Origin of the sequence: Brenneria sp. hezel4-2-4, from assembly GCF_013155275.1 — a bacterium.
Taxonomy (GTDB): domain Bacteria; phylum Pseudomonadota; class Gammaproteobacteria; order Enterobacterales; family Enterobacteriaceae; genus Brenneria.
In genome coordinates this window covers 184,793-198,709 of the sequence record NZ_JABJXS010000006.1, presented here as the reverse complement: position 1 = coordinate 198,709, position 13,917 = coordinate 184,793, and the positions used below count along the sequence as shown (strand labels likewise).

The window sequence follows — 13,917 nt, the reverse complement described above, 5'->3', positions numbered from 1 at the left end:
AAAGACCGAGCGTTCGTCAGTGTGCCCCGCAATCAGAGGCGCACTGATGCCAAACCGTTATTCCTTTACTGACTTTGCCCTTCGAACCAGCTTTCCAGAATAATGACGGCGGACGCCGCATCCACGCTGCCTTTATCCAACGCGCGGAAACCGCCGCGTTCAAACAGGCCGGCACGGGCTTCTACCGTGCTCAGTCGTTCGTCATGCAGGGCAATTTGTACGCCGAAACGGCCGTGCAGACGATTGGCGAATTTTCGCGCCCTGGCGGTAAGCGGCTGCTCCGTACCATCCATATTCAGCGGCAAACCCACCACAACCAGCGCCGGTTGCCACTCTGACAACAGCTTTTCGACTTTTTGCCAGTCGGGTATGCCGTCCTGCGCTTTAAATGACGTCAGCGGACGAGCCGTGCGGGTGATTTCCTGTCCGATAGCAACGCCGATGCTTTTGGTGCCGAAATCAAAGGCCAGAATGGTCCGACTGGCCATCAGGCGTGTCCTGCTTCAGCGGCGATATTATGGATATCCACCCCCAGTTTTTTCGCCGCCGCCCGCCAGCGTTCAGCAATGGGCGTGTGAAACAGGATCGCTTTGTCCGCCGACGTGGTCAGCCAGGCATTGTCCAGCAGTTCGTTTTCGAGCTGGCCTTTGTCCCAGGCGGAATAGCCCAGCGCGACCAACGTATTTTTCGGCTGATCGGCGGTTCCCAATGTCTCCAGCACATCTTTCGAGGTGGTGATCATGGTGTCCTCCGAAATCGCGATGCTTGAGGCGAAACCGGGGCAGGGCGTATGCAGGATAAATCCGCGATCGTCCGCCAGCGGTCCGCCGGCAAAAACCGGTTTGTCCAGCCGGATTGACGGATCGCGCGGCGCTGGATCTATCTTTAGCTTTTTCAGCACATTTTCCACAGTAAACTGTTCCATGGGTTTGTTGATGATCAACCCCATGGCACCGTCTTCATTATGTTCGCATATATAGACCACCGAACGTTTAAATACCGGGTCCTGAAGTGCTGGCATGGCAATGAGAAAGTGATGCTGTAAATTCATTATGTATTTTTATCGATCCTGTCAGCGTTTGATAATCGGCTCGCCAGGAAAAGACGAACCGGAGATGGGGGCGTTGAAAGCCTATCAGCTATTGCGCGCAGCCAGACGTTTTTCAATCGCATTCATCAGCATGCCGGTGATGGAAACATCCGGGTAGGCGGCTTCAATCTCCCGTACACAGGTCGGGCTGGTGACGTTAATTTCCGTCAGCCGATCGCCGATGATATCCAGACCAACGAAAATCAGGCCTTTCCGCTTGAGCGTCGGCGCAACGTCGCGGGCGATTTGCCAGTCGCTTTCGCTCAGCGGACGGGCTTCGCCCCGGCCTCCGGCGGCCAGATTGCCTCGGGTTTCTCCACTCTTGGGAATTCGCGCCAGGCAGTAAGGAACCGGCTCGCCGTCGACGACCAGTACGCGCTTATCGCCCTCTTTAATCGCCGGCAGATAATTTTGCGCCATGCAGTAACGGCTGGCGTGTTCGGTCAGCGTTTCAATGATCACCGAAACGTTGGCGTCATCCTGTTTCAGCCGGAAAATAGACGCGCCGCCCATGCCGTCCAGCGGCTTCAGGATCACGTCGCCGTGTTTCTGGTGGAATTGACGCAGCTTGTCCGCACTGCGGGTAACCAGGGTATCCGGGGTCAGATGCGGGAACCAGGCGGTGAACAGCTTTTCGTTGCAGTCGCGCAGGCTCTGCGGTTTATTGACGATCAGCGTGCCTTTCTCTTCCGCGCGTTCCAGGATATAGGTGGCATAAATGAACTCCGTATCGAACGGCGGATCTTTGCGCATCAGGATCACATCCAGTTCTTCCAGCGCGATGTCCTGCTCGCCGGAGAAATCATACCAGCCATCATAGTCGTACTGGACGTTCAGACGACGGGTGGTGGCGCGAGCAACGCCCGCATGAAGATAGAGGTCGTTCATCTCCATATAATGCAGCTCCCAGCCGCGGCGCTGTGCTTCCAGCAGCATGGCGAAGCTGGTGTCTTTCTTGATATTGATGGCGTCAATAGGATCCATCACGATACCGAGTTTGATCATTATTTCTCCTTTACCCCAGATCGCCGAAACGTACCTGTAAGGCGGTAATGGCGGTGAGTGCGGTGGTTTCTGTACGCAAGACGCGCGGCCCCAGAAGGATGTCGGTAAATCCGTATTCTGAGGTCATCGAAATTTCATTGGAGGAAAGCCCCCCCTCCGGGCCAATCAACAGCCGAACCTGATTTACCGGCAACGGTAGGGTGTTAATGCTCTGCGTCGCCCGCGGGTGCAGGTTGAGTTTTAACCCCGCATCCTGTTCCGCACACCAGTTTTCCAACGTCATGACAGGACGCACTTCCGGCAGGCGGTTACGACCGCATTGTTCGCAGGCCGCAATCGCAATTTTTTGCCACTGACCGATCTTCTTTTCCAGACGGTCGGCGTCTAATTTTACACCGCAGCGTTCAGAAAGCAGAGGAGTAATGATATTCACTCCCAGCTCAATGGATTTCTGAATGGTGAATTCCATTTTTTCGCCACGGGACATGACTTGCCCAAGATGCAGGTGCAACGGCGACTCTTTATTTTCCAACTTACCTGCTGTGAAGCGAACGCGCACACTTTTTTTGCCCGCCTGAACAATTTCGGCGTCAAAGACGTGATTACTGCCGTCGAATAATTGCAGCGGCTGGCCGTTGTTCATTCGCAAAACTCGCCCGATATGATTGGCGGCGTCTTCGCTCAGTTCAACTTCACCACCGGCGAGCGGCAGCGTTTCGGGATGAAAAATGCGCGGTATTCGCATACTGGTGTTCTGACCTTAATCCTATTTTAATCTGAATCGGACTCGCGTGGGGTCCAATAAAGGCAAACCACCGTCTGTCCAACGGTGGTCTTATAGATAAACAACGATAATGGCTATAGTAGGTAGACAGGCTATTGCTGGCAAGCCTGTTGAACGTAAGGATTGTGATTCCCCTGTTTAGCGGCGATGCGCCGGTCGCGGGTGCACTCCCATTGCGTGACCGGGAATTGTTTATTCCATGCTTCAAACAGTCGGGTTTGCTGGCTGGATAAACGCAACTGGTAGCGGTCGCGCATGTAAAAATAGGTACGGGCGATGGCGCCGCGGGCGCGGGCAGGCGGCTCCGCCAACTTGTTTTTAAAGTCGATTTTCATCTCACATTGGCCGTACTGCGTCGCCGGGCTATTCCATTGACTGTACATGAAATTGCCGCGATCGCCGTTCACCTCGCCGATGGCGGGTTGCAGGTTATGCAAGTCGATTTCCATTTCACGGTATACCGGATCTTTACTACAGTTTTTTCTTCCGCCATTTTGCCAACACTGACGCTGGTGGCCGAACTGCCAGGCGGGAACGACATGCTCCCATTCAATGCGGTTGGCGCGCAGCTCGTTTTTTCTTACCTGATAACCGCAGGAAGCGAGATCGGGAATCCCTTTTTTCCCCTGCCATTTGATTTCACAGCCGCAGTAAAATGAACCCGGAGCGCCCTGGTTCACCACCGCCGCCGCCGCCTTGGCCTGAGTGAAATTATTGATATTCTGACTAAAGGCCGTGGCGGAAACCAGACCAAGCCCCACAGATACGATAACGAGTGTTTTGCGTAGCATATTCCAAAATTACCCACAGCAATAAAGCTGGCAGACTACCGGATGTCACTTCGGCAGGCAAATGCAAAAGCAGTTTTTTAAACTGAGAATTTTCTTTTAAATAGAGTTTGTTACGATGAAATGTAACATTCTGCCGCAGTGTCGACAGCGATATTCTGTTTCGCCCCGCAGCACACGATTATGGCGGCGTACGCTTAATTCATGCTGCCGACAGCCGCACTGGTAAGGGAAGGTTTTCCCCTGGACGGATTTCACGGCAAAGCGATGGGTTCGTCTGGCGGGAGTCTGCAACACCTCTTCCATCATCCATCGCCACTCTTTTCCGTGTGGCGCGACTTTTCCAAAGCGGGCGAAGACCAGCAGATGAGCAAGCTCATGGGGCACGACTTCATCAACAAAACTCTGCTGATTTTCCTGTAACAAAACCGGATTCAGCCGGATTTCCCAGTGTTGCAGCCAGGCGCTTCCCGCGGTAGAGCCGCGCTGCTGATAGTTTACGGCAGGTTCAGGATAATGTGTGTTCAGGGCAAGATTAGCCAACCGGAGTTTGTCACGCAGGCAGCGCATCACCGCCTGATGGTGAGCGATGGGAATTCTTGGTGTGTTCATGCGGGGGAGCATAAAACGAGTGGCGCGGTAGCGCAAGAGGCTGGCGGACAGAAGAAAAAACGGCGAACCGTGGTTCGCCGTTGCAGACTGTTCAGAACCGGTTCTTACAAGCCGGCCGCTTCACGCAGCTGTGCGGCTTTATCGGTTTTTTCCCACGGGAAGTGTTCGCGACCGAAGTGACCGTAAGCGGCGGTGTCCTGATAGATCGGATGCAGCAGATCCAGCATCTGGATTAAACCGTACGGACGCAGATCGAAGAATTCACGCACCAGCAGAGTAAGCTGCTCGGTGGAGATTTTTTCCGTGCCGAACGTTTCTATCATGATGGAGGTCGGTTCCGCCACGCCGATAGCGTAAGATACCTGGATCTCGCAGCGATCGGCCAGACCGGCGGCAACAATGTTTTTGGCCACATAGCGCGCGGCGTAAGCGGCGGAGCGGTCCACTTTTGATGGATCCTTGCCGGAGAATGCGCCGCCGCCGTGACGGGCGGCGCCGCCGTAGGTATCGACGATAATTTTGCGCCCGGTCAGACCGCAGTCGCCCATTGGGCCGCCGATGACAAAGCGTCCGGTTGGGTTGATAAAGAATTTGGTGCTGGCGGACAACCATTCAGCCGGCAGGACGGGCTTGATGATCTCTTCCATCACCGCTTCATGCAGATCTTTCTGTGCAATATCTTCGGAATGCTGCGTTGACAAAACGACGGCGTCAATACCGGCAATTTTGCCATCGTCATACAGGAAGGTGACCTGACTTTTCGCGTCCGGGCGCAGCCACGACAGCGTGCCGTTTTTACGCACTTCAGACTGGCGTTGGACCAGACGATGGGCGTAAGTGATCGGTGCGGGCATCAGCACCTCGGTCTCGTTGGTCGCGTAACCAAACATCAGGCCCTGATCGCCTGCGCCTTGTTCCAGCGGATCGCTGCGATCGACGCCCTGATTAATATCGGGAGACTGTTTGCCAATGGCGCTCAGCACCGCGCAGGAATTGGCGTCAAATCCCATTTCGGAATTGACGTAACCAATATCGCGTATGGTGCGGCGCGTAATTTCTTCAATATCTACCCAGGCGCTGGTCGTGATCTCACCACCGACTAACACCATACCGGTTTTTACGTAAGTTTCGCATGCGACCCGAGCCTTAGGATCTTGCTCCAGAATAGCGTCAAGGACCGCATCAGAAATCTGGTCGGCAATTTTGTCAGGATGTCCCTCAGAGACGGACTCGGACGTAAAAAGGTGTTTAGCCATGAGTTTCTTTACCTTCAAATCAAAGCCGTTAAGCAGTGTATCAGTTAATCGGTATAGATGGATTAACATCTGGATGGCTATTCTAGGTCACATTTTAGCCCCATTACCAGCAGTTTTTGGTTATCGCCGTCCATCGTTTTCATTCATCGGCACTTTTTTTCTTCTGTGACAGCAGGCGGCCAGGATATTTTCATTTTGCTTTTCCCTTGGCATATCGGTATAAACGGCGAGCGGTTTGTTGTCCGCGATGTGGTATATTGACCCTGTGATTGTGGCTGACCGCAAACCTTGCGGAGCGCGTGGAGGTGATAGGATTAATGAGCCGTTGTTTACTGAGTGTGTTGCGCTCGCAACGCTGTTCTTTTGACGCGATAGCGTCAGTTGCTCAACCCTTCTTTTCGTTTGCCCGAAGTTGCCTGTCTTTGAATTCGACGCAGGACTCCAGGGCCGGTTAACCCGTCTCTTTTTTCCCTGAGCCGGAAACCTATGACGTTCTCCCGGCAGTGATTTCACCACGAGTTTTTACTGACCCGTACCACGGAGTCTGACAACGTGTCTTACACTAATAAGAGTAATAAAACGGCGACATACTGTGTTGAGCCGGTTTTTTCACTGCCGGTGCTGCATGTTGCAGGCATGCGCATGCGGGTTGTTTATGCAGGTACTGATGTGATCAGCAGTATAAAAAAAGAAGAGGTCCGTTATGTCTGACGACATGATTCATCACGGCTCGTCAGCGACGGGTAAATCTGAAAATTTGCGCTCTATGCAGGAGGTTGCCATGAATGACCGGAATGCCAGCGAAATGCTTCGTACCTATAATATTGCCTGGTGGGGTAATAATTATTACGACGTCAATGAGTTAGGGCATATCAGCGTCTGCCCGGATCCGGATGTTCCGGAAGCCCGCGTCGATCTGGCCAGATTGGTTAAAGAGTTGCAGGAAGAAAACCATCAACGTTTGCCGGCGTTGTTCTGCTTTCCGCAAATCCTCCAGCACCGCCTGCGCTCTATTAATGCGGCGTTCAAACAGGCTCGCGAATCGTTCGGCTATGAGGGCGGCTATTTCCTGGTTTACCCCATCAAAGTTAATCAGCATCGCCGCGTCATTGAATCGCTGGTCAATTCCGGGGAGCCAATGGGGCTGGAAGCCGGTTCAAAAGCGGAGTTAATGGCGGTGTTGGGCCATGCCGGAATGACGCGCACGGTGATTGTCTGCAACGGTTATAAAGACCGCGAGTATATCCGTCTGGCATTGATCGGTGAAAAACTGGGGCACAAGGTTTATCTGGTCATTGAAAAAATGACCGAGATTAAGCTGGTATTGGAAGAAGCCGAGCGTCTGAACGTGGTGCCGCGTCTTGGCGTACGCGCCCGACTGGCTTCCCAGGGATCGGGTAAATGGCAGTCCAGCGGCGGCGAAAAATCCAAATTCGGTCTGGCGGCGGTTCAGGTGCTGCAATTGGTTGAAATGCTGCGTACCGCCGGACGACTGGACAGTCTACAGCTGTTGCATTTCCATCTTGGCTCCCAATTGGCGAATATCCGCGATATCGCCACCGGGGTGCGTGAGTCCGCCCGTTTCTACGTTGAACTGCATAAGCTGGGCGTCAATATTCAGTGCTTCGACGTAGGCGGCGGTCTGGGCGTCGATTATGAAGGAACCCGTTCTCAGTCAGACTGTTCGGTGAACTATGGTCTGAACGAATATGCCAACAACGTCATTTGGGGCATCGGCGATGCCTGTAATGAGCATGGCTTGCCGCACCCCACGGTAATTACGGAGTCAGGCCGGGCGGTGACCGCACATCATACCGTATTGGTTTCCAATATTATCGGGGTGGAGCGCAATGAATTCAGCGAGCCTACCGCGCCTGAAGAAGACGCTCCGCGCGCGCTGGAAAGCCTGTGGTCGACCTGGCAGGAAATTAAGCAGCCTGGCAAACGTCGCTCGCTGCGTGAATGGCTGCATGACAGCCAGATGGATTTGCACGATGTGCATACCCAATATACGCACGGTATGCTGGACTTGACCCAGCGAGCGAAAGCGGAACAATTGTATCTGAGCATCTGCCAGGAAATTCAACAGCAGTTGGATCCCAGCAACCGCGCCCACCGGCCGATTATTGATGAGTTACAGGAGCGTATGGCCGACAAGCTGTACGTGAATTTCTCGCTTTTCCAGTCGATGCCGGATGCGTGGGGCATCGATCAGCTGTTCCCGGTTATGCCGCTAGAAGGGCTGGATAAGCCGCCTGAGCGCCGTGCCGTGTTGTTGGATATTACCTGTGATTCAGACGGCTCTATCGATCACTATGTCGATGGCGATGGTATTGCTACCACCATGCCTATGCCGCCATATGATCCCGACAACCCGCCGTTATTGGGCTTTTTCATGGTGGGCGCCTATCAGGAAATTCTGGGAAATATGCATAACCTGTTCGGCGACACGGCGACGGTCGACGTATTCGTGTTCCAGGATGGCTCCATTGAGATTGAGGAATCGGACGAAGGGAATACGGTGGCTGATATGCTGGAATATGTTCAGCTCGATCCTGAAGTGTTGATGGCCCGTTTCCGCGATCAGGTAAAAGCCACCGAACTTGATGTGGATCTTCAGGCGCAGTTCCTGGAAGAGTTTGAAACCGGTCTTTATGGTTATACCTATTTAGAAGACGAATAGCGTTTTTCAGCAGAGGATGTGCTTATGCACATCCTTTTTTAATTCTTTTTACCTTACGCCAACAACGACCCCGCTGTACCCATATCTTGTGTTGACTCAGATGAGTAAGGCGGCTTGCCGGCAACCTTCTCTTTGAAGAGAATTTTAGCAATGAGCAGTAATGAATTCTTGTCCTGAACGCCGTATTTATTCAGTAATCTTGATTTACTGTTCAATACGGATTTTTTATTTAACCCAATGATTTCCGAGATTGATTCTGCGCTATAGCCCGAACTCCAATATTGAAAAACGGCATACTCTGATTTGGACAGCCTGACAGGGTTGAATGAATTTCCGCCATAGGGAGGGATGACGTCCAGCAATTTGTAGAAGGATTCTATCGGCGATGATTTAGAGATAAGAACCGTTTTTTCATCAATACACACCGGGGGATGATAGGGAGAGTTATTGATGATGATGAACGAAGCGGCCATATTGTAAAAAGCGCTTCTCACAGACTCATAATATTCCTCAAATCCTTCACTGCTACCATCGATGATAAAAATACACTTTGTCTTTCCTTGAGGCAGCGTAAACCTATTAGTCGGCCTTACATATAGCATAGGCGTGCTTGACAGGATTTCTCGTAAGCCGACGATGGTAAAGTTGCATTTGCTGAAAATTCTGACATCCATTATTTTTGACACATAAGAGTATATTTTTAAAAAGAACGTAAACCAACAATGGCTACTGATATTGTTCGTGTTATTCAACCGTTAAAAAATGTTGCTCTAAAGTGATTTTAAATCTTTATAAGATGGATATCTTGAAAAAACGTTAAAGTAGCTAAACATTTAATCTATATCATTATGATTATTCTAGGAAAGTTATTTTTTACTCATGAATATAGTATGCTTGATTTATAAAATCATTGCTATGTTTAAAACATATCGATTTATCCTGCGGGCAGCGGATGCCAAAAGAGATTCATAAGTATAAAAATCTATTGTTTTTTGTTTTTTTGATTGGTTAATGCTATCAATTTGGCTATTCATGCCCGGCCGCAAGCTCGTCTTACGTTAATCAGGCTTTTCCGGCACCTAAGAGATTCAGGTGCCGGATGAACGAATTGTTTTTATCGGAAATGGTTATTAAATGCCGAAACCATTACTTCCCGGACGCAATACGCTCACGAATATGTTTGGCGCGTTCGTCGGATGCGGGGTGAGAATCGAACATGCTGCTTTGACGTCCTTCATCCAACTTGGCCAGTTTCTCAAAACTGGTTGCCAGTCCCTCAAGTTTGAGTCCGCGCTTCTTCAGCAGGTCGAATGAGTAATCATCGGCTTCGCGCTCCTGTGTCTGTGAGAATTGCGCATTGACCAGTTTTTCTCCCAGATCGGCAAGCTGTGACTGCGATAAAGTGGCCGCGACACCGCCAGTAGAGGCGATCGCCGTCCGTGCCGCCGTGGTGGCATAGGCGACCTGCATGGCTTTACGGGTGTGGCCCAGAGCAACGTGGCCCATTTCATGACCCAGCACGCCCTCGACTTCGTTATCCGTCATCATATCCATCAGGCCGCTGTAAACACGGATGCAGCCGTTGGCCATCGCCCAGGCGTTTACGTCTTTTGTCAGGTATACCTTATAGTTGGCGGGGGTGCCGTTAATGTCATGACCTAATGCATCGGCGATTTTTTTCAGGCGCTGCGCATATTTATTATCGGCGGGCGCAATTTGGGCCTCTTTATCCATTTGTTCACAGGATTGGTTGCTGAGCGTTTTCACCTGTTCGTCACTCAATGTGGCCGCCTGAAAAGCCTGAGCACCGGATTGCATTAACGTACCGGTATTAAGGTTCTGACAGCCACTCAGTAATGCCGCGGTGCACAGAACGAGCAAGGAAGTGCGGATTGTCATAACATCATCTCCCTACGATTGATTGGTGGAAAGTATAAGGTTGCTCATTATATTGGTTCAAAAAGCCGCATAAACGTAACTGAAAACCGTGTAAATAAACAGACAAGAAGTCTGATTTTTCCCCCTTTATGAGACGGTTATTGAGCATCGCCCATCAGGTATCGATTCGCGCAGGAATAGACTGAAGAAGCGCGGTGAATTTGCGAATCGTTAAATCCTCTTTTTTGCTCACGGTTCCAAGTGCATTCACCTTGATTTTCATGTACATTTATAGTCATATTTTCGTTGTCTTTCTTGCCTAACGTGTTGATTTATATATCGTATGTCTGACAAGACATCTGTTCAATCCGATCTGGAGTAAAGCATGTCCTCTCGTAAAGAACTTGCCAATGCCATTCGTGCGCTAAGCATGGATGCGGTGCAAAAAGCCAAATCCGGTCATCCGGGCGCCCCGATGGGCATGGCGGATATCGCCGAAGTCCTGTGGCGTGATTACCTGAACCACAATCCGACCAACCCGAACTGGGCTAACCGCGACCGCTTTGTGCTGTCCAACGGCCATGCTTCAATGCTGATTTACAGCCTGCTGCATCTGACCGGCTATGACCTGCCCATTGAAGAGCTGAAAAACTTCCGTCAACTGCACTCCAAAACGCCGGGGCACCCGGAATACGGCTACACCGCCGGCGTGGAAACCACCACCGGCCCGCTGGGGCAGGGTATCGCCAACGCCGTCGGGATGGCGATTGCCGAACGCACGCTGGCGGCGCAGTTTAACCGCCCCGGTCATGAAATCATCGACCACCATACCTACGCGTTCCTGGGCGACGGCTGCATGATGGAAGGGATTTCCCACGAAGTCTGTTCGCTGGCCGGCACCATGAAGCTTGGCAAACTGACCGCGTTTTATGACGACAACGGCATTTCCATCGACGGTCACGTGGAAGGCTGGTTTACCGACGATACCGCCGGGCGTTTTGAGGCCTACGGCTGGCACGTGATACGCGGCGTGGACGGCCACGACGCGGACGCCATCAAACGCGCCATCAGCGAAGCCCGGCTTGTTACCGACAAACCGTCGCTGCTGATGTGCAAAACGGTGATTGGTTTCGGCTCGCCGAACAAGGCCGGTACGCACGATGCCCACGGCGCGCCGCTGGGCGACGCGGAAGTGGCGGCGTCCCGCGAGCAGTTGGGATGGAAGTACCCGCCGTTTGATATTCCCGCCGAGATTTACGCCGAATGGGATGCGAAAGCCGCCGGTCAGCGTAAAGAAGCCGCCTGGGATGAAGCGTTTGCCGCCTATGCCAGCGCCTACCCCGAACTGGCCGCCGAATTCAAACGCCGCACCGCCGGCGACCTGCCGGCTAACTGGCAGGCCGACGCTCAGAAGTTCATTGAACAGTTGCAGGCCAATCCGGCGAAAATCGCCAGCCGCAAAGCCTCGCAGAACGCACTGGAAGCCTACGGTAAACTGCTGCCGGAATTCCTGGGCGGCTCCGCCGACCTGGCGCCGAGCAACCTGACCGTTTGGTCTGGCTCCGTGTCGTTGGATAAAGACCATGCCGGCAACTATATCCACTATGGGGTGCGTGAATTCGGCATGACGGCGATTGCCAACGGTATCGCGCTGCACGGCGGATTTATCCCTTATACCGCCACGTTCCTGATGTTCGTGGAATACGCCCGTAATGCGGTTCGTATGGCGGCGCTGATGAAAATCCGCAGCATTTACGTCTATACCCACGACTCCATCGGTTTGGGCGAAGACGGTCCGACCCACCAGCCGGTTGAACAGTTGGCCAGCCTGCGGGTGACGCCGAACATGAGTACCTGGCGTCCGGCGGATCAGGTGGAAACGGCGGTGGCGTGGAAATACGCTATTGAGCGTCAGGATGGCCCGACGGCGCTGATACTGTCCCGCCAGAATCTGGCGCAGCAGGAGCGCAGCGCCCAGCAGTTGGCTGACGTGGCGAAAGGCGCCTATGTGCTGAAAGACAGCGGCGGCCAGCCGGATGTTATCCTGATCGCCACCGGCTCCGAAGTCGAGCTGGCGGTTGGCGCGTATGACCAATTGACCGCCGCGGGCCACAAGGTGCGCGTGGTGTCGATGCCGTCGACGGATGCGTTCGACAAACAGGATGCGGCCTATCGTGAAGCGGTGCTGCCGAAAGCGGTAGCGGCGCGGGTGGCGATTGAAGCGGGCATCGCGGACTACTGGTACAAGTATGTCGGCCTGAACGGCGCGATAGTGGGGATGACCAGCTTTGGGGAATCCGCCCCGGCCGAACTGCTGTTCGAAGAATTCGGCTTTACCGTGGATAACGTGGTGGCGAAGGCCAAAGCGTTGTTAAAGTAAGCCGCGCCTCTCTCTCCACCCCTCTTTTTCGGGGAGGAGCGGGTTAGGGCCAACCGTCGCAGCCGCCTGGGTTATCAGGCGGCTTTTTTTTTTTGGCGGACGTTCCCTGCCGGTGACGCTTTTTTATGACGCAGGTCACTCTTCTGAGGTGTGTCGAGCGAGAATATTTCTTTTGTACACTAATTCGTTTATGCTAGCTGAAGCGTTTCAGTTGTGACGTGCACAGCATTTAGGCTATCGTTTTCTGAGATGGTTTCTGCATGAAGGGCAGACGGAAAAGCAGTACGCATAAGAAGCGGTTTATTCCTTAGAGTGTACTGATTATTCTATGAGGATGACATGCTTACCATGATACAGGGAACTCCATGACAATCCGTATTGCGATAAACGGTTTCGGCCGTATTGGTCGCAGTGTTCTACGCGCACTGTATGAGTCGGGCCGCCGGGCCGAGGTTGCTGTCGTGGCGATCAATGAGCTGGCGAGTGCGGAAGGGATCGCCCACCTGCTCAAATATGATTCCAGCCACGGTCGCTTCTCCTGGGATGTTCGTCAGGAATGCGATCAACTGTATGTCGGCGACGATTGCATTCGGCTGTTGCATCAGGCCGATATTCAACAGTTGCCCTGGCGTGAACTCAACGTCGACGTGGTGCTGGATTGCAGTGGGATATACGGCAGCCGCGCAGACGGCGAGGCGCATCTGGCGGCGGGGGCCAAGAAAGTGCTTTTTTCGCATCCGGGCGCCGCGGATCTGGATGCGACCGTAGTGTTTGGCGTCAATCATCAACAATTAAAAGCCGAACATCGCATCGTTTCCAATGCTTCCTGCACAACCAATTGCATTATTCCTATAATTAAGCTGCTGGATGATGCATTCGGCATTGAAAATGGCACGGTAACCACGATCCATTCATCAATGAACGATCAGCCGGTGATCGATGCGTACCACCACGATTTGCGGCGCACCCGGGCCGCCAGCCAGTCCATCATTCCGGTGGATACCAAACTGGCGGTAGGGATAACCCGGATTTTCCCGCAGTTTGTCGATCGTTTTGAAGCGATATCGGTTCGGGTGCCGACGATTAACGTCACGGCGATTGACCTAAGCGTTAGCGTGAAACAAGCCGTAAATGTGAATGAAATTAACGCACTTTTGCAAAAATCAGCGCATGGGGCATTTCGTGGTATAGTTGACTACACCGAATTGCCGCTAGTTTCGGCCGATTTTAACCACGATCCGCACAGCGCTATTGTTGATGGCACGCAGACGCGGGTCAGTGGTCAGCATCTGATTAAAACACTGGTCTGGTGCGATAACGAATGGGGCTTCGCCAACCGTATGTTGGATACAACACGGGCGATGGCGGCCTGCGGTTTCTAGTACGACGGTATTGGTCGGCGATCGATACCTCGCTCAAGCAACTTTAAAAATAGAATCAA

13 protein-coding genes are annotated in these 13,917 nt (G+C 52.7%); 4 read left to right on the top strand and 9 right to left on the bottom strand.

The features are described from left to right. Positions 1-65 precede the first annotated feature (65 nt). From ruvX to metK, 7 genes are all read right to left on the bottom strand, one after another. Positions 66-488, bottom strand: coding sequence for a Holliday junction resolvase RuvX (gene ruvX / locus HOY33_RS13970; RefSeq protein ID WP_172290829.1), 423 nt, complete (start codon positions 486-488; stop codon positions 66-68). Further along, positions 488-1,051, bottom strand: a complete 564-nt coding sequence (locus tag HOY33_RS13965) for a YqgE/AlgH family protein (RefSeq protein WP_172290828.1) — start codon at positions 1,049-1,051, stop codon at positions 488-490. The genes ruvX and HOY33_RS13965 overlap by 1 nt, the downstream gene beginning before the upstream one ends. Before the next feature lie 84 nt (positions 1,052-1,135). Beyond that, on the bottom strand, positions 1,136-2,095 hold the full coding sequence (gene gshB, locus HOY33_RS13960) for a glutathione synthase (RefSeq protein WP_172290827.1): 960 nt from the start codon (positions 2,093-2,095) through the stop codon (positions 1,136-1,138). Positions 2,096-2,105: 10 nt separating this feature from the next. Beyond that, positions 2,106-2,840, bottom strand: a complete 735-nt coding sequence (gene rsmE / locus HOY33_RS13955; protein ID WP_172290826.1) for a 16S rRNA (uracil(1498)-N(3))-methyltransferase — start codon at positions 2,838-2,840, stop codon at positions 2,106-2,108. 131 nt (positions 2,841-2,971) lie between these two features. After that, a complete protein-coding gene (gene endA / locus HOY33_RS13950; RefSeq protein WP_172290825.1) occupies positions 2,972-3,670 on the bottom strand; it encodes a deoxyribonuclease I in 699 nt (232 codons plus the stop codon). Between the two features lie 96 nt (positions 3,671-3,766). Further along, positions 3,767-4,279 carry a SprT family zinc-dependent metalloprotease gene (locus HOY33_RS13945; RefSeq protein ID WP_172290824.1) on the bottom strand — a complete coding sequence of 171 codons (513 nt, stop codon included), beginning with the start codon at positions 4,277-4,279 and terminating at the stop codon, positions 3,767-3,769. Positions 4,280-4,383: 104 nt separating this feature from the next. Continuing rightward, complete coding sequence (gene metK / locus HOY33_RS13940; protein ID WP_172290823.1) at positions 4,384-5,535, bottom strand: methionine adenosyltransferase; 1,152 nt, start codon at positions 5,533-5,535, stop codon at positions 4,384-4,386. Between the two features lie 552 nt (positions 5,536-6,087). Between metK and HOY33_RS13935 the strand changes: the two genes are divergently transcribed. Both HOY33_RS13935 and speA read left to right on the top strand, forming a co-directional pair. Continuing rightward, positions 6,088-6,246 carry a hypothetical protein gene (locus tag HOY33_RS13935; RefSeq protein WP_172290822.1) on the top strand — a complete coding sequence of 53 codons (159 nt, stop codon included), beginning with the start codon at positions 6,088-6,090 and terminating at the stop codon, positions 6,244-6,246. Further along, a complete protein-coding gene (gene speA, locus HOY33_RS13930) occupies positions 6,239-8,218 on the top strand; it encodes a biosynthetic arginine decarboxylase (RefSeq protein ID WP_172290821.1) in 1,980 nt (659 codons plus the stop codon). Before HOY33_RS13935 ends, speA begins: the two co-directional genes overlap by 8 nt. A 53-nt stretch (positions 8,219-8,271) precedes the next feature. Here the strand turns inward: speA and HOY33_RS13925 are convergent, their stop codons facing one another. Beyond that, positions 8,272-8,820 carry a LuxR C-terminal-related transcriptional regulator gene (locus tag HOY33_RS13925; protein ID WP_172290860.1) on the bottom strand — a complete coding sequence of 183 codons (549 nt, stop codon included), beginning with the start codon at positions 8,818-8,820 and terminating at the stop codon, positions 8,272-8,274. Positions 8,821-9,364: 544 nt separating this feature from the next. Beyond that, positions 9,365-10,117 carry a M48 family metallopeptidase gene (locus tag HOY33_RS13920; RefSeq protein ID WP_172290820.1) on the bottom strand — a complete coding sequence of 251 codons (753 nt, stop codon included), beginning with the start codon at positions 10,115-10,117 and terminating at the stop codon, positions 9,365-9,367. Positions 10,118-10,481: 364 nt separating this feature from the next. Between HOY33_RS13920 and tkt the strand changes: the two genes are divergently transcribed. Further along, a complete protein-coding gene (tkt, locus tag HOY33_RS13915) occupies positions 10,482-12,476 on the top strand; it encodes a transketolase (protein ID WP_172290819.1) in 1,995 nt (664 codons plus the stop codon). Between the two features lie 365 nt (positions 12,477-12,841). Beyond that, positions 12,842-13,858 carry an erythrose-4-phosphate dehydrogenase gene (epd, locus tag HOY33_RS13910; RefSeq protein ID WP_172290818.1) on the top strand — a complete coding sequence of 339 codons (1,017 nt, stop codon included), beginning with the start codon at positions 12,842-12,844 and terminating at the stop codon, positions 13,856-13,858. The last annotated feature ends 59 nt before the right edge of the window (positions 13,859-13,917 follow it).